The 25162-nt window shown below is 48.4% G+C and carries 24 protein-coding genes and 2 riboswitches; of the genes, 5 read left to right on the top strand and 19 right to left on the bottom strand.

The features are described 5' to 3' along the window. The first annotated feature begins 4 nt into the window (after positions 1 to 4). Positions 5 to 799 carry a DeoR/GlpR family DNA-binding transcription regulator gene (locus FKP33_RS02235; protein WP_236595969.1) on the top strand — a complete coding sequence of 265 codons (795 nt, stop codon included), beginning with the start codon at positions 5 to 7 and terminating at the stop codon, positions 797 to 799. Positions 800 to 815: 16 nt separating this feature from the next. Here the strand turns inward: FKP33_RS02235 and FKP33_RS02240 are convergent, their stop codons facing one another. The 12 genes from FKP33_RS02240 to FKP33_RS02295 form a co-directional block, all read right to left on the bottom strand. Continuing rightward, a complete protein-coding gene (locus tag FKP33_RS02240; protein WP_164751758.1) occupies positions 816 to 1616 on the bottom strand; it encodes a DeoR/GlpR family DNA-binding transcription regulator in 801 nt (266 codons plus the stop codon). Positions 1617 to 1640: 24 nt separating this feature from the next. Then, on the bottom strand, positions 1641 to 2564 hold the full coding sequence (locus FKP33_RS02245) for a phosphoglycerate dehydrogenase (RefSeq protein ID WP_141333838.1): 924 nt from the start codon (positions 2562 to 2564) through the stop codon (positions 1641 to 1643). Positions 2565 to 2578: 14 nt separating this feature from the next. Continuing rightward, positions 2579 to 3547 carry a phosphotriesterase family protein gene (locus FKP33_RS02250; protein WP_141333839.1) on the bottom strand — a complete coding sequence of 323 codons (969 nt, stop codon included), beginning with the start codon at positions 3545 to 3547 and terminating at the stop codon, positions 2579 to 2581. After that, positions 3495 to 5099 carry an FGGY-family carbohydrate kinase gene (locus FKP33_RS02255; RefSeq protein ID WP_141333840.1) on the bottom strand — a complete coding sequence of 535 codons (1605 nt, stop codon included), beginning with the start codon at positions 5097 to 5099 and terminating at the stop codon, positions 3495 to 3497. The genes FKP33_RS02250 and FKP33_RS02255 overlap by 53 nt, the downstream gene beginning before the upstream one ends. A 104-nt stretch (positions 5100 to 5203) precedes the next feature. Beyond that, entirely contained in the window at positions 5204 to 6238 is a 1035-nt protein-coding gene (locus tag FKP33_RS02260) for a zinc-dependent alcohol dehydrogenase family protein (protein ID WP_127606276.1), read from the bottom strand. A gap of 67 nt (positions 6239 to 6305) precedes the next feature. Further along, on the bottom strand, positions 6306 to 7136 hold the full coding sequence (locus tag FKP33_RS02265; protein ID WP_127606278.1) for a carbohydrate ABC transporter permease: 831 nt from the start codon (positions 7134 to 7136) through the stop codon (positions 6306 to 6308). Continuing rightward, positions 7133 to 8017, bottom strand: coding sequence for a carbohydrate ABC transporter permease (locus tag FKP33_RS02270; protein ID WP_127606280.1), 885 nt, complete (start codon positions 8015 to 8017; stop codon positions 7133 to 7135). The genes FKP33_RS02265 and FKP33_RS02270 overlap by 4 nt, the downstream gene beginning before the upstream one ends. Positions 8018 to 8087: 70 nt before the next feature. Further along, positions 8088 to 9488: an ABC transporter substrate-binding protein gene (locus tag FKP33_RS02275; protein WP_244932922.1), complete on the bottom strand. Its 1401-nt coding sequence runs from the start codon at positions 9486 to 9488 to the stop codon at positions 8088 to 8090. A 73-nt stretch (positions 9489 to 9561) separates the two neighbouring features. Then, positions 9562 to 10722 (bottom strand): Gfo/Idh/MocA family protein, encoded by a 1161-nt coding sequence (locus FKP33_RS02280; RefSeq protein ID WP_127606284.1) that lies wholly within the window; start codon positions 10720 to 10722, stop codon positions 9562 to 9564. A gap of 83 nt (positions 10723 to 10805) precedes the next feature. Continuing rightward, positions 10806 to 11222 (bottom strand): cupin domain-containing protein, encoded by a 417-nt coding sequence (locus FKP33_RS02285; protein WP_141333841.1) that lies wholly within the window; start codon positions 11220 to 11222, stop codon positions 10806 to 10808. Positions 11223 to 11287: 65 nt separating this feature from the next. Next, positions 11288 to 12343, bottom strand: coding sequence for a zinc-dependent dehydrogenase (locus FKP33_RS02290; RefSeq protein WP_230876127.1), 1056 nt, complete (start codon positions 12341 to 12343; stop codon positions 11288 to 11290). A gap of 121 nt (positions 12344 to 12464) precedes the next feature. Beyond that, a complete protein-coding gene (locus FKP33_RS02295) occupies positions 12465 to 13781 on the bottom strand; it encodes a hypothetical protein (protein ID WP_127606287.1) in 1317 nt (438 codons plus the stop codon). Positions 13782 to 14429: 648 nt separating this feature from the next. Between FKP33_RS02295 and FKP33_RS26920 the strand changes: the two genes are divergently transcribed. Continuing rightward, positions 14430 to 14585 (top strand): hypothetical protein, encoded by a 156-nt coding sequence (locus FKP33_RS26920; protein WP_181410022.1) that lies wholly within the window; start codon positions 14430 to 14432, stop codon positions 14583 to 14585. Between the two features lie 18 nt (positions 14586 to 14603). Here the strand turns inward: FKP33_RS26920 and FKP33_RS02300 are convergent, their stop codons facing one another. Then, complete coding sequence (locus FKP33_RS02300) at positions 14604 to 14786, bottom strand: hypothetical protein (RefSeq protein ID WP_141333842.1); 183 nt, start codon at positions 14784 to 14786, stop codon at positions 14604 to 14606. 43 nt (positions 14787 to 14829) lie between these two features. Then, positions 14830 to 14919: riboswitch (cyclic di-GMP riboswitch) on the bottom strand. A 1222-nt stretch (positions 14920 to 16141) separates the two neighbouring features. Between FKP33_RS02300 and FKP33_RS02305 the strand changes: the two genes are divergently transcribed. Both FKP33_RS02305 and FKP33_RS02310 read left to right on the top strand, forming a co-directional pair. After that, positions 16142 to 17608: an aldehyde dehydrogenase family protein gene (locus FKP33_RS02305; protein ID WP_127606291.1), complete on the top strand. Its 1467-nt coding sequence runs from the start codon at positions 16142 to 16144 to the stop codon at positions 17606 to 17608. A gap of 183 nt (positions 17609 to 17791) precedes the next feature. Continuing rightward, positions 17792 to 17891: riboswitch (purine riboswitch) on the top strand. Between the two features lie 145 nt (positions 17892 to 18036). Next, positions 18037 to 19335 carry an NCS2 family permease gene (locus tag FKP33_RS02310; protein WP_141333843.1) on the top strand — a complete coding sequence of 433 codons (1299 nt, stop codon included), beginning with the start codon at positions 18037 to 18039 and terminating at the stop codon, positions 19333 to 19335. A gap of 88 nt (positions 19336 to 19423) precedes the next feature. On the opposite strand, the gene FKP33_RS26925 is transcribed toward FKP33_RS02310, so the two are convergent. After that, the gene (locus tag FKP33_RS26925) at positions 19424 to 19603 is read right to left on the bottom strand and encodes a hypothetical protein (protein ID WP_164751759.1); all 180 of its coding nucleotides are present in this window, start codon (positions 19601 to 19603) and stop codon (positions 19424 to 19426) included. Continuing rightward, positions 19555 to 20298 carry an ABC transporter ATP-binding protein gene (locus FKP33_RS27945; RefSeq protein ID WP_141333845.1) on the bottom strand — a complete coding sequence of 248 codons (744 nt, stop codon included), beginning with the start codon at positions 20296 to 20298 and terminating at the stop codon, positions 19555 to 19557. Before FKP33_RS27945 ends, FKP33_RS26925 begins: the two co-directional genes overlap by 49 nt. Here FKP33_RS27945 and FKP33_RS26930 point away from each other — a divergent pair. Then, positions 20254 to 20454, top strand: a complete 201-nt coding sequence (locus tag FKP33_RS26930; protein ID WP_196426917.1) for a peptidoglycan-binding domain-containing protein — start codon at positions 20254 to 20256, stop codon at positions 20452 to 20454. The two genes, FKP33_RS27945 and FKP33_RS26930, sit on opposite strands and share 45 nt — an antisense overlap. A 25-nt stretch (positions 20455 to 20479) precedes the next feature. On the opposite strand, the gene FKP33_RS02330 is transcribed toward FKP33_RS26930, so the two are convergent. The 4 genes from FKP33_RS02330 to FKP33_RS02345 all read right to left on the bottom strand — a co-directional run bounded on the left by FKP33_RS02330 (position 20480) and on the right by FKP33_RS02345 (position 25131). Continuing rightward, on the bottom strand, positions 20480 to 20977 hold the full coding sequence (locus tag FKP33_RS02330) for a (2Fe-2S)-binding protein (protein WP_230876129.1): 498 nt from the start codon (positions 20975 to 20977) through the stop codon (positions 20480 to 20482). A gap of 1 nt (position 20978) precedes the next feature. Next, positions 20979 to 21812 carry an FAD binding domain-containing protein gene (locus tag FKP33_RS02335; protein ID WP_054796572.1) on the bottom strand — a complete coding sequence of 278 codons (834 nt, stop codon included), beginning with the start codon at positions 21810 to 21812 and terminating at the stop codon, positions 20979 to 20981. Continuing rightward, on the bottom strand, positions 21799 to 24081 hold the full coding sequence (locus FKP33_RS02340) for a xanthine dehydrogenase family protein molybdopterin-binding subunit (protein WP_127606343.1): 2283 nt from the start codon (positions 24079 to 24081) through the stop codon (positions 21799 to 21801). The genes FKP33_RS02335 and FKP33_RS02340 overlap by 14 nt, the downstream gene beginning before the upstream one ends. 216 nt (positions 24082 to 24297) lie before the next feature. Then, positions 24298 to 25131, bottom strand: coding sequence for an ABC transporter permease (locus FKP33_RS02345; protein WP_127606345.1), 834 nt, complete (start codon positions 25129 to 25131; stop codon positions 24298 to 24300). Positions 25132 to 25162 lie beyond the last annotated feature (31 nt).

A 25162-nucleotide genomic window follows, 5' to 3' on the forward strand; every position in this document is an offset into this window, starting at 1 on the left:
GAATGTGAAAGAACTCGATAACGATTCCAACAGTCTTTTTTCAGAAGAAAGAAAAAATGAAATTGTTAAGCTCATCAATACAAAGGGAAAAGTCCTCGTTCCCGAGCTGGTTCAGCATTTTAAAGTTTCTCCTGCCACGATACGTAATGATCTTCGCGATTTGGAGACGCTGAAGCTCATTAAAAGAACGCACGGCGGGGCCATTTCCATCGAGACGCCTAAAGTAGGCTTTGAACCGTTTTATCAACAAAAAATGGTAGAACATATCGAACAAAAAAGATTAATAGCCAAGGCGGCTTTAGACTTTATTGAAGAAGGCGATATCATCATCCTGGATACGGGGACAACGACGTTGGAATTGGCCAAAATGTTAACAAACATGAATATAACCGTCATCGTCAACGACATCGATATTGCCAGATGCCTGGAAGACTATCCGAATATCCAGGTCGTTCTCATTGGCGGAAATTTACGGAAAAAATTCAGGTCAACCGTCGGTCCTTTCGCTTTAAAAATGTTGTCTGAAATCAATGTGGATAAAGTCTTTCTGGCTGCCAACGGATTCAGCTTCAATCGCGGATGCACCACACCGGATATTAACCAGGCCGAAATCAAAAAGAAATTCGTGGAAATTTCCAATGAAGCCATCTTATTATGCGACAGCAGCAAAATAGGCAAAACCTCATTTGTCCATTTTGCTTCTGCGTCCGAAATTACAACGCTCGTCACCGATCAAGGGATCGCGCAAAGCGACTTGGAGCAAGCAACAAGCCTGGGGATTAAGGTTATTGTCACTTAGCACGGAACCGCTGCACCTAACTCCCCTTTGCCACGATAATCTCAATTCCGGATTCTTCGAGTTTCTGCAAAATGTGTTCCTCGATGTGGTGGTCGGTGATCAGCACATCGATCTCTGTGATCGGAACAAACTGCACAAAGGAATTGGCGCCGATTTTACTGCTGTCGCAAAGCACGATCACTTTCGAGGCGATTTTCGCCATCGTATGTTTAATTTCCGCTTGGCTGACATCCGGTGTCGTACACCCTTTCTCGAGGCTGAAGCTATTCGTGGACAGGAATACTTTGTCGACAATTAACTCGTTCAATATTTTTGTGGCGAAGGGGCCGACCGTGCAATGAAATTTTTTCCTTACGATGCCGCCGATGACCAGAACTTGAATGCCGTCAACCCCTTCGAAACATTCCGCAATATCCAGATCGTTGACGACTACCGTAATATTGCTTCGTTTATGAATCAGCCTGGCCAGTTCTATGGACGTCGTCCCTGCATCTAACACAATGACATCCCCGTCTTCAATAAACTCCATTGCTTTTTTGGCAATGGAGTGCTTTTGATTCAGAAATTTCTGGTTCTTCATTTCATTTCCTTTTTCAAAACCGACCGTAGGCACATCCATCGAAAGAGCTCCGCCGTGTATTCTTCTTAATAAGCCTAACTGCTCCAATTCCCTTAAATCATTTCGAATCGTGGCCGGAGATACGTTAAATTGCCGCACCAATTCCGGTACGGATATTTTGTCCCGGGTTTCAATCAGCTGCAGAATCCGATCTTTTCTTTCGTCGGCAAACAAATGTCCGTTATTATCGCTTAGCACAATTGCCATCACCTCTAGTTTTTTCTACAGATAATGGATGAGGTTGGCTGTAGCCATCATTCCCATTTCATGGATCGCCTCATAAGTAGATGCGGCACAATGTGAGCCGATGATGATATTGTCCAGTTCGAAAAACGATTTATGGCTTGGAGGCTCTTGTTCGAATACGTCAATGCCCGCGCCCCAAATTTTATTTTCTTGCAAGGCGTGAACCAACGCTTCTTCATCGATTAAACCGCCACGCGCCGTGTTTACAAGCACCGCCGTTTTTTTCATCATTTCAAACTGTGGATAGCTGATGATATGGCGGGTGTTCTCGTTTAACGGCAAATGCATGCTGATAAAATCCGACTCCCTGATCAGCGTTTCCAGGGATACATATTGAATCTGATGCTGCTTCGCATAGGCTTCATCTTTAATAGCATCATAGGCCAGCACCTTCATATGAAAGCCGTTCGCTCTGATCGCAACTCCTTTACCGATATGGCCAAGGCCGATTAAACCCAGTGTCTTTCCCCACATGTCAATTGTCGTCGTTTTGCCCCAATTCGATTTCTTGCATGCCTTGTCAATCATCGGCACTCTTCTGGCGACGCCCAGCATTAAAGCCATGGCATAGTCGGCAACCGCTTCCTTATTGGCTCCGGCAGTAACCGTAACCGGAATTCCCCGCTCCCTGGCATAGTCCAAATCAATATTGTCCGTTCCTACCCCATACTTCGAAATCACTTTAAGGTTGGGGGCGTGCTGCAGCACCTCTTTGTCCAAAGGATCGACCCCAAGGATGATGCCGTCAATATCATGCATAAGCGGGAGCATTTCCGATTTGCTCATGATTCTTCCATATGGGTTCATCACAATTTCATAGCCTTGATCCTTCAACCTGTCCAACGGCTCGGAGCTGCTCTTCCCGAAGGAACGGGGGGTGATCAGAACCTTCCGGTTCATGTCCATTCACATCCTCATTTGATATCAAACGCTTGAGCCGGATTATGTACCATCATTTTACGAACGGCCGCTTCCGGTACTCCATATTGCTGTAATAACGGCAAAAGCCGGCGCGAAAGATGATCTAACCCGATCGTCCCGCCGTAACTTCGCAACCGATGACGGGTCGTATCCAGTCCTAATAAAATAAGATCCTCATATCCGCTTTCCACCATATGCCTGATTAAATCCGCTTCCTCTTCGTCGCTATGATACTTGTATCTGCCGATCGTATCGTATTCCAGATATACGCCAAGATCAGCCAGCTGTTTATGAATTTCAAGCTGGCCCAGATTGCGGTCTAAATGACAGACGATGATTTGATTCGCCGGCACGCCCTCCGTCCGGTACAAGTCGACCAACTGAACGGCTTGGACACAGGATTCGGTATGGCATAACAGAGGGGCGCCTGTTTCAACCGCGGCCCTGGCGGCGGCACGAAACCATTTCTTCTCGGGATCTTGTATCCGTTCCTCATCGATCGCCGTCTTAATGACCCCGGCTTGCGCATCAATGAAATCATTCGGCTCTCCGCGATCGGTTCCCGTGTACATGCCGACGGTTAATTCGTGCACAAACACCTCGTATAGCGCAGCTTCATCATAGGTGTGAATCCAATGCTCCGACGGGTAAAATATCATCTTGTGAAATCCCGTGGAGGCCACGATATGGGTGTCCGTCTCCTGGGCTGCCAAGACCAGGGACTTCTCCATCCTGCCGCATCCCAGAGGCTGAGCATCTACAAGGCTGCGTCCCCCAACCTCCTTAAACAGCAGCAGCTCTTGAATCGTTAAGGCGATATCGTCAATTCGCAGAGCCGCATTGACACGGGCCGGCTGCCCGTCCGCAATAAATAAATGTTCATGGCTATGGCAAAAACCTAATTGCTCGTTATGAATCGGACCTAACACGGTGTGAATGGCCAAACGTACCACGTCCTTCATCCATGGCCTTATAAATGGGCGTTAATTTTTCAACAAGCATGTGATAACAATCTGCATAGCTTTGGTAATTCGTTATATGGTGAGGGTTAGGCGCCACCGTGCTATGGGGATAAACCATGCGGTTCATCGTATCCGCGATATCCGGATAGAACCCGACGCCATACCCCGCAATGACGGCAGTCGCAACTGTAGCCGTGTCGCTGTTGTTTAGCGTCGTATAGGGCACGTTCATTACATCGGCTTTGATCGAGTTGAACAGCTCGCTCTTGGCCCCGCCTCCGACGACATTGACATGGGTGAAGTGAAGACCTGGAATCAACTGTTTCAGCGTAGCCAAATAACCTTGATATTCGTAAGCAATCGATTCGAGAATCGACCGGTACATGTGGCCTTTACGATGCGACCAATTGAGTCCAAGCCAGCTGCCTCTCAAGAAGGGATTGTTGGGACAAGCTCTTCCGGCAAAATGAGGAATAAAAAAAATCCCGTCGCTTCCCACCCTTACATGAGCCGCCTGCGCATTTAATTCATCGAACGGGAGGCTCCCTTCCTGCGCTGCAAGGAGGTCTCTAAACCACGCCAAACATTGCCCTCCCCCGTTGATATAAGCTAGCGGATTCCATAGCCCGGGAATGACGGAGCGCGCGTAAATTAATGTTTTCGTATTCACATCCGGCTTATATTCATCTACGCAGCAGCTTAACACAGACGCGGTTCCCGCCACATCCAGAATGGCGCCTTTGGTCGTAATGCCGGCTCCGAGAATGGTAGCAGCGGTATCCCCGCAACCGGCCACGATCGGAGTGCCCTCCAGTAAACCGCACTTGTCGGCATAACATTTGGATAAATATCCAATGACGTCCCACGGATTGACAATGCGGGGCATCTTGTCTTTGCTGACCTGGAAAGCATCGAGCAAATCGTCCGACCACGAATGATTCGAGACGTCACTGAAGCCGGAAAAATGCAGATGGGTATAGTCTATAAAAGCGTTATCCGCTTTAAGCCCCGCCAAACGCCCCGCAACATAAGCTGTCGGAAGGACAAATTTTTCAATTTTACGATAAGTTTCCGGCCTTTCGTGCTTCCACCATAACACCTTGGGGCCGTGAGCATACGTAACCGGGCAGCCCGTAATCCGGATAAACGGCTCTTCCCCCCATTCTTTAATCAGGGGCATATATTTCTCGCATCGGGTATCCAGCCATGAATCATACGGTGTTACCGCATTCCAATCGCGATCGATCCCCATAATGCCGGCCATCTGTCCATCCAGGCCGATGGCAGCGACTTGGCCGGGCTCGACACCCGAGCGTTTCATCACTTCGGTCATCCCGTCTACGACAGAAGCGAACATTTCTTCAGGCATTTGTTCGACAATCCCGTGGTCCAGGCGTATCAGATTCGAGGGCACAAATGAATTCGTTACGATGCTGCCTCCATCATTAACTAAAGAGACCTTGGTTCCCTGAGTACCGATATCGATCCCGATAAAAAATTGGGTTTGGGTCATGTAGACAAGCAGTCCCTTCCAATATGGTTTAGCGTACACGGGCTGCCCCCGATATCAAACGATGAGCCGGGTCCTATCAAATTCACGACTTCCGGGGGCAGCGCATGCGTCTTCAAGGAAAATGCCTTTCCTTTCCGGGCAGGTCAATCCCAGACAAAGACGGCTTTATCCGTGACTCGTTCATCAAACAGGCGGAAGGCTTCGGCAGCCTGTTCAATATTAAATCTATGGGTAATATACCGGTCCACCGGAATGTTATGGTCGATAACAAAGTTGGCGATTTCCTCGAACATCCAAATCGGGTGAATCCAAATACCGTACACTTTCAATAATTTCCGGATCATTTGTTCGCTTGGATTTATCGTAGTCGCACTCGTCTCTCCGATCAAAGCAACGGACCCCATCTTACGCACGCTATCCAGAGCGGCGTTCTGGGCGGCAGGGTTCCCCGAGCTGTCAATCGCCTTATCTACCCCTTCGCCATGCGTCAATTCGCGCAAAACTTCTACCGCATCTTCTTTCGTACTGTTAATGACGACATCCGCTCCCAATTCTTTGGCCATTTCAAGCCTGGAATCGAGTACGTCGACGGCGATGACTCGGGCTCCACGCGCTTTTGCAATCAATACCCCGGCGCTGCCCATCGGTCCCAGACCGAAAATCGCTAACGTATCGTTGCCGGATACGCCCAACGTTTTTTGCGCGTGATATTGAGTCCCCATATTGTCCAGCAGAAGAGCGCCCGTTTCATAAGACATCGGATCGGGAAGCTTCAGACAATTTTGCGCCGGGACGACCATATAATCGGCATCTCCGCCGTCCACGTCAAAACCGACACATTTCCACTGCGAACACAAGGATAAATAACCGCTCAGGCAGTACGTGCAATGCCCGCAGCCAATGGCCAGATAGACGGCGACGCGGTCTCCGGGCTGCAGCCCTCTAACCCCCGGACCGATCTCGACGACATCGCCCGCAGGCTCATGGCCGGGAATGATGGTGCCTGTCTTGGCCGCTTCCCCGCCTACGAGCGGCTTCCCGCCGTAGTACAGACTCATATCGCTTCGGCAAATCGCCGATGCACGCATGCGGACCAAGACTTGGCCGTCCCCCGGCACAGGTTTCGGACGGTCGACGACTTGAACTTCTTTTTTTCCAGGTAAAATTACGGCTCTCATTTTCAACGTCTCCTTCAGCATGAGCATTATTTTAGCAAGCAAGCCGCAATAACGGCGTTGCTTGGTGCTAACCTTTGACAGCCCCCATCGTAAGTCCCCGCACCATTTTGCGCTGCAGGATGATCGTGATGATCGCGACCGGCAAGACGATCATCGTTCCTGCCGCTCCGATTTGTCCCCACAGCACGCTGACGGGCGTCGCATATTCATTAAGTCCGACAGGCGCAGTCCTTACCGTGGAACCGGACAACAAATTGGCGAACAAAAATTCATTCCAGGAAAAAATAAACGATAACAAGCCCGTAGACACGAGACCAGGCCCGATAATCGGGAAAATAACGCGAACAAACGCCGTAAAGCGGTTGCATCCATCCACCAGCGCGGACTCCTCGATTTCCCCGGGCACATCTTTATAAAAGCCGTATAACAGCCAAACGGCCAGCGGCAGATTCATGAAGGTATACACTAAAATAAGCGAAGTATAGGTGTCGAGCAGCCCTAATTTAGAGAACACGAGATAGATCGGCAGGATAGCTACGATGGGCGGAACGATACGCAGCGTCAAAATCCAGGACAGGACATTTTTCGCGCCTTTTAAACGATATCTGGCGTACGGATACGCGATACCGCTTCCGAACAAGAGAGCCAGCACTGTGGAGAGGAAAGAGATATACAAGCTGTTCAGCAAATATTTCATAAAGTCCCGCTCAAACAGCACCGTTTGATAGTTGGAAAAGGTAGCCTTAAACAACCATTTGGGCACCGAGGCGTAGGCGTCGACCTGCTGCTTCAGCGATGTCAGAACCATCCATACTATAGGGAAAATAAAAACGAGCATCGCGATTATAATGACCGCGTAATTCAGGACGGTGACCGGCTTGCTCGGAGATGACCTCATGATCTGCCCTCCACTTCGAATAAATCAAACTTTTTCAAAACCAGCGTCAGCAGGGTGACGACAATCACGAGGAGAACGATACATATGGCGGCACCATAACCGAAATCGAGAAATTTGAACCCCCGGTCATACACGATCCAGCTCATCGTCGAAGTAACGTTAATGGGGCCTCCCTTGGTCATCATATAAATCGAGTCGTAAATTCGAATCGCATCAATCGTCCTTAACAATAAAGCGATATAAATAATTCTGGACAACTGCGGAATTGTGATATAGCGGAACGATTGCCAGGAGGACGCGCCGTCGATCATGGCCGCCTCATAAGGCTCATCCGGAAGTCCTTTAAGTCCTGCCAATAAAATAATCATCATAAACGGCGTCCACTGCCAAATGTCGGTAACAATTAAAGCAGGCAGCGCCAGATGCGGTTCGGATAGCCAAGCGGTTCTGGACATGCCCAGCAGCTCTATAAAATAATTGAAAATTCCATATTGATCATTCATCATAAACCGAAACATCAGCCCGACGACCGTAGGCGCCATGGCAATCGGAAGCAGCACGACGGACTGATAAAATCGTTCTCCCGAAGTAAGTCTATTCAATATAACGGCCAATACCAGTCCGATGGCAAATTCCAGGATGACCGTGCTGACTACGAAAATAAATGTCACCTTGAGCGCATTCCAAAAATTGTGATCCTGGAATACATCGATATAGTTATCCAATCCAATGAACGGATTCACCGCACTGATGGGGCTGTATTGCTGAAAACTGATTTTGAATAGAAAAACAGTCGGGTAGACGGAAAAGAGAAGAAGCAGCAGCATGCCCGGGACCATGGCCAAATACGGCCCGCTGTATCGCAATCCAAATTTTTTCATGATTTATTCTCCCGATTCCTAATGGAGGGGGAGGGGGGTCCCCCTCCAATCGATTTCCAACATGGACTTATCATTTCATCATTTTATTAACCGCTTCATCCGCTTTTTTCAACGCCTCTTCGACTGACATGCGTTTGTGCTGAGCGGCGCTCAAGTATTCGGATACCGTCGTCTCCCACTTCTCATCCTGAGGGAACCAGGGACGGGCTTTTGTTGTTTTCATCGTCTCTTTAAGCGCATCGTAACGGCGGAATTGCTTGACATTCGTTCCGTCGATTAGCTTGTTGGTTAAAGCGGGATCGGAGTACGATTCTTCACGCACCGGGTCCCCTGCGCCCAGCAGGGCCTGGTTCACGTCGTTTTCTTTCGACTCCAGCCAAGCCATAAATTTAAAGGCTTCATCGGAGTTCTTCGACGATTTCGGAATGACCATAGGCCAGGACGAATAATCGGCGACGGATTTCTTCATAGCGGGCGTTTGCGCGAAATCCCATTTCCCAAGCGTTTTGGACTTGGTGGGATCATCGACTTCAAATGCTGACCAGGACCAGTGAATCGCCATAGCCAATCTGCCTTGAGCGGCGTCGGAAGCCACTTCGACGAACGTATAATCATTAATGCCCGGAGGCGAAAACTGCAGCAGATCGACCCAGGTTTTCGTCGCTTCGATGGACTCCGGTGTGGACAAGGACGATTTCATCGTATTCCAGTCAAATACATCGCCCTCATTCGAATAAAGGAAGGTCAGCCACGTATGTACATTCCCGAACCCTTTGCTGGCCTGGGCCGCCCAACCGTATATTTTTTGCCCGTCCACGACTTTGCCGTTGAAAAATTCGGACGCATCACGGAATTCCTTCATCGTTTTCGGAGGAGCCAAATCATATCCGTACTTGGCTTTAAATTCTTGCTTAAAGGTCTCATTATTGAATAAATCCGAACGGTACCAGAGCAAATGAGGATGTACCGTTTGCGGTAAACCGTAAATCGTGCCGCCTTCGCCGAAAGAACCGTTTTTTCCGTTCCATTGTCCTGCGGCCAAAGCTTTCGGCAATAATTTGGAAGTATCAAAATGATACGTTTTGATCATATCGTCCAAGGGCACGAGGCTGTTTTGCGACGCGAACTCGGGGATCCAGTTGTAATCGACGCTGAAAAGGTCATAGTTTGCTTTACCGGCAATTGACGTGGCGATTTTCTGATAAATGACATCGCGTCCGACCAGCTCGACGTTCACTTTGACTCCCGTTTCTTTCTCATATTGCTTGGCTAATTCTTGTACGCTGGTCCCCCAAGTGGAAGCAAGGAAAACGCTGTTCAAGGTTACGGGTTCGCCGGTTTTCGGAGTCCCGCCGGATTCCGAAGCCGAGGCGCCGGCATGATTCGCGGGACTGCTCCCGGGTTCAGTGGAGCATGCGCTAAGCAGAAGCAGAGTGCTTAATAAAATCATGAATGAAAAATTTTTTTTCACTCTCAAAGTCGTACCCTCCAGAAATTTCTATTGAAATGAAATCGCTTACAATCAATCTTTGAACAGCCCGCCCTTAAACATTTTCCCATGTTAGAGATTGAATCGATTTCGTAACCGCATCGAGCACTTTATTGTTCATCACGCCATCGTAAAAGTTTGGATACACCTGCTGCTTATCCTTGATCGCTTTGAAGAAGTCTGCAAATTCATTCACAAATGTGTTTTGGTAGCCGATGATATGTCCCGGCGGCCACCAGGCATTGATATACGGATGAACATCTTCCGTCACCATAATGCGTCTAAAGCCTTGCACTTCCAGATCATCTTCGTTAGACCAGAATTCCAATTCGTTCATGCGTTCAAAGTCGAAGACGAGCGATCCCTTGCTTCCGTTAATTTCAATGCGTTGATGATTTTTTCGTCCGCCGGCAAATCTCGTTGCTTCGAAAGTTCCGACCGCCCCGTTTTTAAATTTAGCCAGGAAGGCTGTCGTATCGTCAACCGTAACCGCTTCATATTCCGTCATTTCGCCTTTTGCCGTTAGCTTGGAGCTTAATTGATCATCGACTTTCACCTTGGGGCGTTTGTCCACAAACGTTTTCTCCATGCCGACCACTTTATCGATCTCTCCGACCAAATATCTCGCCAAATCGACGATGTGCGCATTTAAATCCCCGTGCGGCCCAGACCCTGCAACCTTCTTATTCAGCTTCCAGCTCGCAGGGAAGTTAGGATCAAGCAGCCAATCCTGCAAATATACGCCTCTGAAGTGGTGAATGTCCCCCAGCCGTCCATCCTGAATAAGCTTTTTGGCAAGCCCGATCGCCGGTACTCTCCGGTAATTGTGGCCCAGCATATGGACAATTCCGGCTTGTTCCGCAGCTTCAAACATACGGTGCGCTTCATGAGCGTCCATCGCTAACGGTTTCTCGCAAAAAATATGCTTCCCTGCTTTCGCCGCTTCAAGAGCGATTTCGATATGGGAAGACGTCGGCGTTGCAATATCGATCACGTGGATGTCTTCCCGATGAATTACATCTCTCCAGTCGGTAGCAAATTCTTCCCAGCCGAACCTTTCCGCCGCCTGCTTGACCAAATGCTCCGTTCTGCCGACAATTACTTTTTTGACGGGCTTCACGCCATGATCGAAGAAGAACGGCACATTCTCAAATGCATGGCTATGTGCCTTCCCCATAAAGTTATAACCAATTAACGCAACATTGATCTCTTGCACAAATGGACACCTCCTGTGAAATTTCAATCCATCGCATGCGTTATGAAAGAAAGGGCGTTAAGCACTTTCTTCATCAATCGGTATTAATGCTGTTTGCTCTTCTTATCTTTCTTGTCAAATACCGCTTCAATAACAATAATTCTTAAATCGGAGTCGCCAATGTTCCGGAAGGTATGCTTGCTTCCGCTTTTGGTCAGACACGCGGTGCCGGGATCCATAACAAACGTGTCTCCGTCAACCGTCATTTCCCCTTTGCCTTCCACAACGTAGTAAATCTCTTCATTACCCACATGAGGGTGCAAACCGATTGTTGTGCCTACAGGCAGCGTCGTTTCATGCATAAAATTGATGAGCGAGTCAAAATCTTCCGGATTTCCGGGAACAGGGAGCAGCGGTTCATAGCCCAGCAGTTGTCTGACGAGAATCGTCCCTTGACCATCATGGCACTCATCCACCGGAAAATTCACTACATCGTTTCTTCCTCTCACTACATAAGCCATTTCGAATCAACTCCTCAGTATAATTTATATAAATGAAAGTACTGCCGATAGGGGTAACACGCCCATCAACCGATGGAAATGACATTTTTCAAGCCTATACCTCTTGTTGCGTGATCGAAGGCGTTATTGATTTGATCCAGGCTGAAATTAGCCGAAATCAGCGATTTTACATCAACCAAACCGTGTTTAACAAAATCAAGCGCTTGAACATATTGCAAAATGCTCGACCTTGTACTTCCTGTTACAATGACTTGTTTGTAGTGAATCAGGTTGGTGTTCAACGGAACAATTTCCTTTTCTTTGGGAAGACCGCCGAAGAAATTGATTCTTCCGTTCATGGCCACCAATTCAAGCGAGCTTGCTTGAACTTGAGGTACCGGGCAGGCCGTAATTACGACTTCTACGCCCTCGCCATTCGTGATGTCAGCTACGTAATTCCTCAAGTCGTCAGAAGACACGGTTATAATAAAATCGTCAATCTGACGGCACATTGCCATCCGCTCTTCGGAAATATCATTCATAATGACTTTAGAAGCTCCGGCCATCTTGGCCAGCTTGGCATGCATTAATCCGATGGGACCGGCACCGATGATCAGCACGTGATCCCCGGGTTTAATATCCACCTTCAGGAACCCGTTGTACACACATGCCAAAGGCTCAACGAGAGCCGCTTCTTCGAAAGATACATGATCCGCCAACGCGCAAATGTTCCCCTGCCTTACCGCTGATTCGGGAATTTTCACGTATTGGGTAAAGCCTCCATGAATATTGATGCCAAGAGCTTGATATTCCTTGCATAAATGAGTATTGCCGCTTACACACTGCCTGCACATCCCGCAGCCCATATTAGGAGCCACGGTCACTCTCATGCCAGGCTCATACTTCTTTACGTTTTTTCCAACCTGTTTAATAACACCTGCCATCTCATGTCCTAAAATTCTTGGCGTAGCACTGCTGATGCCGGCGTAGCCGTTATTAAACATTCGGACATCCGTACCGCAAATGGCAGCCTTCTTTACCTCCAGTAACACTTCATTCTCGGTTATTACCGGATCTGCAATTTCCTCCAGCCGCAAATCTTTGGGGCCATACAACATAGCTGCTAGCATCTTCTCATTCATCCTTTCCGAATGCGTTCGTCTCTGTTCTCTTTTATCGTTATATCTTATTTTTACTTATTGTTTTCTTGTTTTTATTATATTTTATTGTCATTTGTTAGTCAATCACTATTTTTTATAAAAATTAGATTTCTTCGATCTGCATATCCAACACGCGAAGCACCATATCCATCTCTACCTTTTTATGTCCCGGAATCAATATGCCGTGGTGCGAATAAAGCGCATTCATCAGCTTGTGACCGTCGTTAATTTGAATTAATGCGCCATTCCTGCAGTCCGAACCGGGATATCCGACGTATTCCTTCAGGGCGCCTTCGACGACCAGCATTTTTCCAAGTGTTGGATGCAGTTCCGCAATCGTAATTTCACCGATCGGGTAACGCGCGTCGATGGCCGTTGCCTGTTCATCCACGATACCCAGCACCTTCGGCCTTAATGTCCATTCTGACGCAAACGATCTGGGCATACAAGCAAAATAGCCGCAATGGCCGACCAGAATATGATTTTCAGGCTCTTCGACATCAGGAAATTGGTCTATCTTTTCATGCTTGATAGCTGCCATTCCAGCCAGGAAAGGGTATAGGTTACTCATCACGACAGGCGCCTTCAAGGACTTATGTAGAATAAATTTGTTAAGCAGCGACATGATATCGCCTTCACAAGCCCACATGACTCCTTTTTCTTCATACAGCATGCTCCATGTCATGCAAGGCGTCGTATCCGAATAGAACGATTCGTTCAGACAGTTCATGCCTACACCCCGGATCGTTTCATCGAGTTCAATTTCCTGCTTGACAGCGATATACATTTTCACAGCGTTTTTTAGCGCCCTGGGTGCAACGCCTTCCGTATGATGATTCCATGCCTTAAGAACCTGTTCCGCTTCCGTGTCCGGAATATCTTTGGCATCCTGGGCAAGCTTCTTGAAGCTTTTTTTCACGACGGTAATCCCGAATTTATCTTTAATTCGCCGGATACACTCTTCTTCCCACCAAAAGAAACGCTTGAAAATACTAGCCTGCATCCCGTCGCCCGGATTGTCTTGAAAAATAAGAAACTTCGTCTCTCTCATCTGGCTTTTGACAGCCAAAGTCCGGCAAATGGTTTTCGTTAGATCAAGACTATATGGAGCAAATGTCTCGATACCTTCCGCTTTAAAAAATGTTATAATTTCCCAGTCCCACATCGCAACCGTTCCAAATTCCGACGTTACAATCAGAAATGGCTTATTGATTTTTTTCAGCTGTTCGATTTCTCGATAAGCTTCTCCCACCAATTGCGGAAAAATAACGGCATCCGCTTCGGGAATTGGTGAGCCGAGCGCGACTGGCTCTAAAATTTCGGCTTCCTCGGCCAGCATCTCTCTTAACCTGTTTACCTGGTCATCAAATTCTTTATTTCTTTCGGACTTGAAGTACATGGGAACTAATTGCGCTTTCATATCATATCACCTCTAACCTTTCATTTATTATTGTTTTATATCTAATATTATTTTATTTTATTACATTTTATTCTGTCAATGTTTAAATGAATAACGTGTATTTCCGCCAAACCCATACAGCGCTTTCATTCTTCAATCCAACACCTGTAGCCTAATCATAGGTTCTTTCCCATTATTAAACAATTCATCGAAATTGAGTTTAAATTATACTATATTGTGTTGATTTGCCTGCGAAATAAAAAGAAGGCTACAAAGTCCTTAGACCTTGTAACCTCCAGATCCGCTAACTCCATTGCGCGGCACCGTATCCAGGAGCATGGGGATTAAGCAAAGATACCGAAGAACGGCCGGAAGCGCCCTCCAATGGGAGCTGTGACGGGCGCCTTGATTGATAGATAAAGACGTGCCGACATTAAAATGCAGACGGACTACGGGGCGAGCTTTTCTATCGCAATGGTTTGCTTGGGAGCGGCTCAGGCTGGGCTTCCATACGGAGCATACTGAAAGGATCAGGGAGCGGACTTCGAGAGGCGAAGACTTGCGTCAAATAAAGATCAGAATTTTTTTAGATTTGTACAGCCATTCTTCGACAGCTTTTTCCCGTTATTCCATTATAATAGTACTATATAAACAGGTTTACAGGAGGTCATGATCATCGTGCCGCATAGCTCAAACTTCCAATTAGTAGCCGCTGAATTAGACATCATTAAAGTCGGGATTAAACTCGGGCTTGATATCGAACAGCTGCTTGCAGCCGTTATGACAGACAAAGACTCCGAAGAAATAAAGGATCATTTCAAATAACAAGGCGACCGTTTCCGGTCACCTTTGCGGGTCGTTCTTTTTTTCCAGTTCCTCTCTCAGATACATAATAAAGCGAATAGACTCTGCTTCCGTTAATCGCTTGCCTTCGAAGGTAAAATGAAATTGACGAAGTATTTCCTCTACATCGAGATGCAGCATATCAACCAGCTGCTGAACTTCCATGTCTACTTTTCCCAACATCGATTTCCTCCTCCGTTAATCCACAATGGTCAACGGGCGTCATTTCGGCAGCTGGCAAGCGTTCTGGACTTCGTCCAAATTAGCCCCTATAGCTTTGCGTCATCATCTTTCGATGATTTTGCCGTTTGTCGTTGACTTCATCTGTACTTCTACTATACCTAATATTTCCATACCCTACAATATAACGAATCATATTTTATCCAGCGCTTAATCAATTATTTATACTTTTTCACAGCAATCATGAGGGTCCTGTCAAATTTTTTGTCCGACTGCCGTTTATAACCGGTATTTGTTGTTTAAAATGTTATTGACCAGCTTATATCACATGGGGTTGGATGGCTGCCTTAACCATTTACACCGATCTCTCATTCGGTTTCATTTTGGATCTGTATGATTTTTTTGAGCCTACGGTGAATTTTGCCGATCTCCCCCTTCAAGCGTTACTGCCTCCTTCTATAGGCCTTATTTTCCTCAATTTTATGCCCAAAAAAGTGCAGCACTTCTTTGTTTATCTGATAGGAGTCGTGCTCATTTCCATTCTTTTTGAATATTTGTCGATTTTAACCGGTTACCTGATATATAAAGGGTGGAAGCTATGGTATTCCGTCCCCTTCTACCTGTTCGGTATGATTTATTTAAGATGGCACTTGTTTTACTTGAGAAAACGATATCCTTAAATCATAATGGCCTGATCATAACTTGCAGGCATAGCATACCTCCCCTTCATTCTATATAACCCGCAGGTCCGGTCCTTGAAACAGGATATCAGGAAATAATCTTGCTCAGCAGCAACGAAGTTTGCAACGGAACAAGTCCTGCCCCGTAATGCCTCGAATGCGTCCGCATAGCTGCTGGCCAACCCGATCAACGTGCTCCCATCGGTTGCGGCGAATATCGAGGAGCTTGAGGCTGTAAGGAGCGGGCGTAACCGATCCGCGAGCCGGGAACAGCGGCGAATGATTTTATACGTTACGGATGTGGACAGCATTTGGAATATTGGTATTGAATTGGAATATACTCCCATGGTAACATAGTCCTATCAAGTTGTTTCATTAACACCATGTCGAATAGTTTGAAACGGGAGTCAAATACCAAAATTTCAATAAGGAGGATGAGACGAGGATAAGTGGATCAAAGAACCGTTTACCCGACATATGCAAATCAGTTTGTAAGCGATTACATATTTGAGTATTATCCTGCCTTCTTCTGTCATTCCCCTTGTCAGGCGTCTTCAACGAATGAACTTATCGCTGGCAATAAATGAATGTCGATTCATAAAAGACATATCGCTGCATACATATTGAACGAATAACTGGAACGAAAAACGCTCAAACCTTATGAAGGAGGACAAGTCTATGAGTCTGGCTATTTCGAAATCATACGGCAAACAGTTTATCGCGGGGGTTTGGAAGGACGGGTCGAGCGGTAAAACGTATCAGGATCTGAATCCATACAACAATGAAGTCGTCGCCACCTTCATTCTTGGAAATGAAACGGATGTGGACGAAGCTTACTCCGCGGCCAAAGAAGCGCAGAAGGCATGGAAAGAAACCTCTGTTGAGGCGAAAAAACAAGTGCTGATGCGTGCTGCGGAACTGCTTGAACAAAGAAAAGATGAAGTAGCGGCCATCATGATCAAGGAAACAGGAAGTTCTATGGCCAAAGCCCAAATTGAAATTAAAAATAGCGCAGGCATCATTCGGGCCGCAGCGCAATATCCCGAACTGATGACGAATCCGCGAGTCAATCCGTCCGTCATTCCGGGTAAGGAAAATTTGATCTACCACGTTCCGGTTGGCGTCATTGGCGTCATTTCACCGTTTAATTTTCCGCTCGTGCTGTCCATGCGCAGCGTAGCTCCGGCTATCGCGACGGGAAATGCCGTCGTATTGAAGCCCGATATTCAAACTGCCGTTTCCGGCGGTCTCGTCATTGCCGAAATTTTTGAAGAAGCCGGTCTCCCTAAAGGCGTGCTGAATGTCCTCACCGTGGATATTGCCGATATTGGCGATTACTTTATCGCGCACCCTGTTCCGAAAGTCATATCCTTCACCGGTTCGACTGCAGTCGGCCGCCACGTCGGAGAAGTGGCAAGCCGAAACTTAAAACGCGTGTCACTCGAGCTTGGCGGCAACAGCCCCTTCGTGGTGCTGGAAGACGCCGACTTGGAGAAAGCGTTAAGCGCAGCGCTCTTCGGCAAGTTTTTTCACCAAGGACAAATTTGTATGATTACGAATCGGATCTTCGTGCATCGCTCCCTTTACGATCAATTCGTCAGCAGTTTTGTAGAAAGGGCGCAAAAAATTCCGTACGGCGATCCTAGCGTCGATCCCAACGTCTTTATCGGGCCGATTATTAATGAAAAACAGATGCAAAAGGTGCTGAACGTCATTGAAGCAGGGAAAACAGAAGCGCGTTTGGTGCTGGAAGGACAACGAATTGGGAATGTGCTGACGCCGTTTGTATTCGCTGATGCGAAAAATGACAGTACCCTGGCTCAAACCGAAATTTTCGGCCCCGTAGCCACGATTATTCCGTTTGATACCGAAGAAGAAGCGCTCGCCCTAGCGAATGATACGCCGTACGGACTATCGGCCTCCGTTTTCACCAGCGATTTGGAACGAGGCATCGAGTTTGCCCGTCACATTGAAAGCGGCATGGCCCACGTGAATGATCAGACCATCAATGACGATCCTAACGCTCCTTTCGGCGGTGAAAAAGCGTCCGGTCTCGGCCGATTTAACGGAGAATGGATCTTTGAGGAATTTACAACCCGGAAGTGGGTATCGGTCCAGCGGGAATATCGGGATTTCCCGTTCTAGAACGAAAGCCGAATCGAGAAACCTGTGCCTTGTTAAGGCATGGGTTTCTCTCATTTCAACAAACATCGTAAAAACCGAACGTATTAGTCTAATTGTTGTGAAGTGTTCGGAAATTTACGAAAAAATATGAGAAAAACATTGACACCGGGTATATCCGTCATTTAATCTATGGAAGGATCAATTGAATGAAATGACAGACAAGTTCGTATATCCTCAATAATATGGTTTGAGGGTTTCTACAAGGAGCCAAAGAATCCTGACTACGAATATGGGATACGTGTATCTGCTATCCTATATTCGCAGTCAGGATTTTATTTTTTCCACATTACTAAGCGATCCCAAGTAAGGAGAGAATGGATAAGGCAATGCTCGATTGTCTGTGATGAGGCTGGAGCAACCCTGTCCTATTTAAATTGGAGGCGAGATGAATGAAGAGCTTGTTTAAGTTGGAAGAACGAGGCACATCGATTTCGACCGAGCTGATGGCCGGTGTCACTACATTTTTAACGATGGTATACATCGTTATTGTGAATCCCGGCATTCTGAGCAAGGCGGGGATGGATTTCCATGGTGTGTTCATTGCGACAGTGCTCGCGAGCATTGTCGCAACGCTGATTATCGGGGTATTTGCCAACTACCCGATCGTGATAGCGCCAGGCATGGGGTTGAACGCTTACTTTGCCTTTAGTGTTGTGGGGGGCGGCGGCGTTTCATGGCAAGTTGCGCTTGGCGCCGTATTTGTGGCGGGGATCTTGTTTGTGCTGTTATCGCTGACCTCGTTCCGCTATATGCTGCTGGATGCGATTCCTTCAAGCCTGAAACATGCCATTACGGCGGGCATCGGCTTATTTATCACGTTTATCGGGCTGCAAAACGCTAAAATTATTGTCGATTCTCCGGCCACCTTAATCACCCTTGGGAATTTGAAGGAACCCATGACGATGTTAACGATTATCGGACTGGCTGTTTCCCTTATCCTCATGGCTTATCAGGTTAAAGGATTTCTTTTTGTGGGCATGCTGATCACTGCAATTCTGGCTTGGTTACTGGGGCTGCTTCATTTTCCGGATGCTTGGGTATCTTGGCCGACCGGACTTGCGGCAACGGCCTTCCAGTTAGATATCGCCGGGGTGTTTACAAACGGTCTATATGCGGTTGTGTTTACCTTTTTGCTGATTACGCTGTTCGATACGACGGGAACGATGCTGGGGGTTGCGGAGCAAGCCGGACTGCTGAAGGATAATAAATTCCCGCGTTCACGGGGGGCGCTCGTTGCAGACGCCATAGGCACAACCGCCGGCGCTCTCCTCGGAACAAGTCCGACATCCGCTTATATTGAGTCCAGCTCCGGAGTTGCCGTAGGCGGGCGAACGGGTCTCACCGCTGTAACCGTCAGCGTGCTGCTTGCGCTTACGCTATTCTTCTCGCCGACGGTTGCCGTGCTTGCCAATATTCCTGCGATAACAGCTCCGGCATTAATTATTGTCGGTTTTCTCATGATGAATGTCTTGCGGAAAATTGATTGGCACGATCTGGAGGAAGCCTTCCCTGCTTTTCTTATTGTTGTACTGATGCCGCTAACCTACAGCATTGCTACGGGAATCGGCATCGGGTTCATCGTCTATCCGATCTTAAAGCTTGTTCGTGGTAAAAGGAAAGACGTTCATCCGATTTTTTATGCGTTCGCCGTGTTGTTTTTTATTCAAATTGTGTTTTTCAGTCATTGAGACAGGAAGTCATTCATGGGGTTCCCGGTATCCGAAACGCAGGAATGCAAAAAGGCTGCCCAGCGGCAGCCACTCAAGGATCGTACATTTAAAATAACAGAGTCGCCTCTACCGGCCAGCGTACGATCGCCTGCCCGCCAACCCGCAGGCCGGTCTCTTTCGTTGCGTACTGCATCCTGGCCGTAAAATGCTTGTCCAGCTTTTCAATGACAACGCCGATCAAGTAGGAAGCGCCGGTATAATGGATGAACGAAACCGTGCCGGACAACGAATTGTAACCATCCGAGCCCCCGCAGGCCGGGCTTCCACTCCCCCGGGCAGCACTTCGCCGGCTTCCGGACGAACCATTGCGTAGGTCGGCGTCTGCTGTCCGGCAGTCCTCTCCGCCGCAATGGTCTGGTCCCCCGCCAATTTCATCCGCCATCGCCCGTGCTCCTCCTCCGCCCCGGATACTTGCACCGGATTGGATTCGCCCACGAAATTAGCCACAAACGGATCGGCCGGCTGCGTATAAATTTGCTGCGGCGTTCCGATTTGTACAATCCGTCCTTGGTTCATGACGGCGATACGATCCGACAAGACCATGGCTTCTTCCTGATCGTGCGTTACGAAAATGCCGGTAAATCCGTACTCCTTCTGTAACGAGCGGATTTCTATGCCTAGAGCTTGCCGCAGCTTGGCGTCCAGATTGCTAAGCGGCTCATCGAACAGCACGAGCGGCGGCTTCAGGACGAGCGTTCTGACCAAAGCGACGCGCTGCTGCTGCCCTCCGGATAATTGGGCGGGAAATCGGTCCATATAGCCGCTCAGCTGAACCGATTCCGAGGCAGCACAAACGTCAAATCCCGATTGTCCAACAAGATCGATCCGGATGAAGGAACTTGCAGGCCGGCGATCATACGAAGAGTCGTCGTTTGGTTGGCTAAAGGGGATAGTGGGGATGATGTGCAATTGATCCAACATTTGCTGAAAATCGCTGGTTATTATAAAGGCGCTTGTAATGGAAAATTTGGTCCATCAACCGAAAAAGCACTCATAAGCCTTCGAGAGGGGCATTCCCTTCCTGTGGATGGAGTTATGATTCAACATGATTATTTAGAACTTGGACTTGTAGAATAAGCGTTTTATGAGTCGGCACTCTATTCTACAGATGGTTCTGGTCCATCGACAAAAGTCTCCGGTTCAAGACGGATTGGACGGCCTCCCGAATTTCCTCATAACCTGTGCAACGGCAAATGTTAGATTGCAGCCAATCTTTGATCGTTTCCTCGTCGGCTTCGGGATAAGTTTGGGTCAGCGCATAAATATTCATGATAAATCCTGGGGTGCAGTATCCACACTGAAAAGCAAATTTTTCGACAAAGGCTCTTTGGACGGCTGTGTCTTTTAGACCTTCAACAGTCGTAACCTTTTTTCCCGCCGTTTCCACCGCAAGCATCAGACACGATTTCATCGGCGAACCGTCCAGGAGCACCGTACAAGTACCGCAATCCCCATTCCGGCAGCCAGGCTTTGCACCGGTCAGACCGAACGATTCCCGCAGAACGTCCAAAAGAAGATCCGCCGGTCGGACGGTTGCGGTCCGCAGCTCCCCGTTCACATTCAGGTTAAGCATTACCGCATAAAAGTCATTACTTGACATGTCATCCCCCTCCCAATGTCCTTATTGTATCGTGCAGCGTATTTTTCAAAACTAGCTTGCGGTAAGCCGCCGAGCCTTTTATATCACTGAGGATCGGCGCGGGCAATTGATCCGCCGCCTGATTGATTCGGTCCTCCAAAGGAATCTCGCGCCGGTTTAATATTTCTTCGACGGCAGCGGACCGGAATGGGAAGGAACAGACGCCACTAAAAGCAACACGAATCCCCGAATCTGACCGGAGAGCGGTGACAGTCACCAGCGGATAATCAATAGAAGCCACTTTGCGCTTTTTCACCGTCACATAAGGCATACCTATATAGCTGACTTCGGTGAGCGCTTGAACGAGAAACTCTCCCCTACTCAGCTTCAGGGTACGGTCAAACACTTGACCGATTGGTACTTGCCTAAATCCGGTGGGACCAGCGATCCTCACTTCACTGTCCGTCAACAGCAGAGGCAGCACCGCTTCCTTGTAAATGAATCGTCCGCAAATATTCCCGCCAAATGTAATTTTGTTTCTTGAGGTTCGGTCGGCAACGCCGGCCCCCGTTTCCCCAAGTAGAGGAAACACTCGGGAATCGTGAAGCTCGGATAGAGTCAAAGCAGATCCGAGAACCATCTTTTGCTCAAGGACCGCAAGCATGCGGCATTCCGGGATTTGCTTCAGATCAATAACTGCCCCTGTGTAAACCTGGTTGATTCTTCCCAGTGTGATGATTTCAGTTCCGCCGGAATAATATAGGGGGCTCTTATCATGAGCATCCAACTGCTGAAAAAGACTGACGGCTTCGTGGAGAGTGGCAGGCCGATAATATTCGAAATTATAAGGTATCATGCGGCTCCCCCATTTTTGTTCTCCAAATCCGTTCCGGGAAAAGGGGCAACCGATTTAGCTGGACCCCGGCGGCCCGGGAAAGCGCACTAGCGAGCGCGGCTGGCATCCCGATGAGTCCGTGCTCACCGAGCCCTCGGGCACCGAACGGTCCATCCAGACACGGATTCTCGATGAACTCCACGATATATTCGGGGTTTTCGCCGTAACGGATCAGATTGTAATCACGGAGCGTAGGATTATCGACGGTTCCCTGATCACTGAATACAAACGTTTCACGGTTCGCAAAGCTGAGCCCCATGGAAATCGCACCCATGATCTGGCCTAAAGCCGCTTTTGGATTCAACACTTTGCCGGCGTCATTAACGGAAATCGCCTTCAGCAGCTTGTATGAATAATCCCTCGTGTCGAGCTCGATCTCCACCGCTTGGGCCCCAACGTTCCATTCTGGTCCGGGCGTTCCCTCCCCGGTTTGTGGGTCAAGGTTATTCATCCGCCGTTGGATGTAGTGACCTCGCCCTATAATTTGGCCGCCAATGGAATTTCCATTCGGATACGTGTAACCGTAACAGATGTCTTTGACCTCGATTTGGATGGAGGGATCAGCCTTGGCCATCACTTTACCCCATCCGAGCTCAAGGTCATCCGGATCGGCCCGCAGCACACAAGCCGCGATCTCGAGCAGTTGACGGATCGCGTCGTCCGCCGCCTTAAGAACCGCACGGCCGGCCAGGAAAGTTCCGCGGCTCGCAACCGTCTTCCAATGCTCCGGTGTTATTTCCGTATTCACCTCGAACTTGACGTGAATCCTCTCCGGATTCATTTTCATCCGCTCCGCGAGCATCTGGGCCAGCACCGTTTTCGTGCCAGTTCCGATCTCCACGACCCCGGTCTCCAGATTCAAGCTGCCGTCGGAATTGAAAGAGATAATAGCGCCCGAGCTTGCATTGGGATCCATCGATGAGTTTTTCCAAAAGCAACTGATGCCCTTGGCCCGGATTGTATTCGCGTTCACCTGCATCACCTTCCAATCATCCCAGCCTGCTAGCGTGCGAAGCCGGTGCATACAAGTCGTAAGATCCCCCAGATTGCTGGACGTAAGTACATCCCGCGTCGGAGCAGAATCGCCCGGCACGGCTATATTCCGCATGCGAAGCTCCCACGGATCCATTTGGAGTTTGTCGGCCAGCGCGTCCAGCGCTCTTTCCATCGCGAAAGTAAGCTCAGCATGTCCGTAACCTCGAAAGGCCGAAGCATATGGATGATTGGTATAGATAGTCAGACAGTCACAATAGAGATGTTCGATCGCATAAGGCCCCGAGCAGTCCTGCGCAGCCGCTCTCGCAACGTCACTGGATTTGTCGTCGTAGGCGCCACCATCGAACCGGTAGACAATTTCCGCCGCGGTAATTTTCCCTGCCAGATTGCTGCCCAGCCGGACGGTGGCATCAAGCCCTATATGAACCGGGGAGGTAACCATGTCTTCCTCTCGGGTATTGATAATTTTGACTTTTCGGCCTCCGACCGCCCGGGAAGCCAAATAGGCAACAAGCTCCAACTGAATCGCCGCTTTACCGCCGTAAGCGCCTCCGACCAGCGGTGTTTTGACCACGATCCAGCCGGGATCGAAGCCGAAATATAGGCCCATAAATTTTTTGACGGCAAAAGGGGCCTGCGTTGACGACTCGATGTGAATGTAGCCGTCCGGCCTGATCTCAGCAATGGCACTTCGTGTTTCCATCGCTGCATGATCCGAGGGCATAAACGAAATGGTGTTCTCGAGGATGACTTCGCTTTCCCTCCACCCCTTGTTCATGTCTCCTTTGCGGATTTTAATGAGGCTGGCGATATTGGTGCCGGGAATGGAGACCACCCCCTCTGCCTTTGTATACTCACCCAGCCTTTCGTGAACGAGCGGAGCGTCCTTCCGCAGAGCTTCCATGGGAGAGTTGACAACCGGCAGCGGCTCGTACCGTACCCGGATTAAATCCGCGGCACGCTTCGCCTGCACTTCGGTATCGGCTACTACGACAGCAACGGTTTCTCCGAAAAAACGAACCCGATCTTTCGCTATTATCGGACGGTCTCGAATCTCTTCTCCGGTCAGTACTTCGCTGCATTCCCCGGTCAAAATAGCACGAATCCCTTGAACCTGCCAAGCCGCGCTCGTGTCTATGCCCAAAATTAGGGCATGTGCAAAGGGACTTATCGCCATGCGCGCATACAGCATTCGGTTATCGAGATGATCCCCGGTATATAGAGCCGTACCCATCACCTTGTCGAACGACTCTTTTTTTGGAATGCTTCTGCCTATCGTTTCCAAAGATTTCCGCTCCCTTCTCGCCTGTCAAATTTTAGTACTAACCGTTTACCTCCAATTGTTTAATTATACGAATCCCGAAGGATGCTTATGACAGTCCGAATAAAGGAAAAGCACCTCTGAAAGAGAGGTGCCGGTCACGGTGATTCATGCGTTTCATCAACCTGTTTATCCGGAATAACTATCCCGCCACTTCAACAATTTTTTCTCCAAAAAGCGAACGAACGAGTCGGATAGTTTACCGACAATCGCAAATATGAGGATGCCTACGATGACGACGGCCGTTTGGGAGAATTGTCTGGCGTCATTAATCATGTAGCCTACGCCTTCACTGGATCCCATTAATTCCGCCACGACCAAGCCTAGCCAGGAAACACCGATCGATAGCCGTAAACCCAATAAAATATTAGGCAAGGCAGCAGGGACAATCAGTTTTGAAACGAGCTTCCATTTACTGAATTCCAGCACTTTGGTGACTTCGAACAACTTTGAATCCACCCCGCGTATCCCGGTAAAGGTATTGATGTATAGCGGAAAATAAGCTCCCAGCGCAATAAGCAGAACCTTCGATGTTTCTCCGATACCAAACCAAAGAATAAAAAGCGGGGTTATGGCGAGATGCGGAATCGTTCTTAACATTTGCACGGACGGATCAATCGTTTCTTCGAACTTCCGAAACAATCCCGCTAATATGCCGGATAGGAGTCCGAGCGAGCCGCCAAGCAGAAAACCCAAGAAAGCGCGATATAAACTGACATTCAAATGGCTGATCAATTCTCCGGAAACAATCAATTCCCAAAACGCTTTAGCAATCTGAATGGGAGAAGGTAAAATCGTACTGGAGACGACTTCGAAATAAGCGGCTAATTGCCAAATGATAATTACTAAAACCGGCAACGAGAGCCCTCTGATTATACTTGCGCTTAGAGATTTATTTCTGACTGTCCCGCTGGAACCCGATTCAGGATTGATCTTTTCGGGTCTGGATTTTGTTCCTGCCATCAAGACTGAAAGAAATGGCTTCATTTTCCCA

It is taken from the genome of Paenibacillus sp. tmac-D7 (genome assembly GCF_006519665.1).
Classification (GTDB): domain Bacteria; phylum Bacillota; class Bacilli; order Paenibacillales; family NBRC-103111; genus Paenibacillus_G; species Paenibacillus_G validus.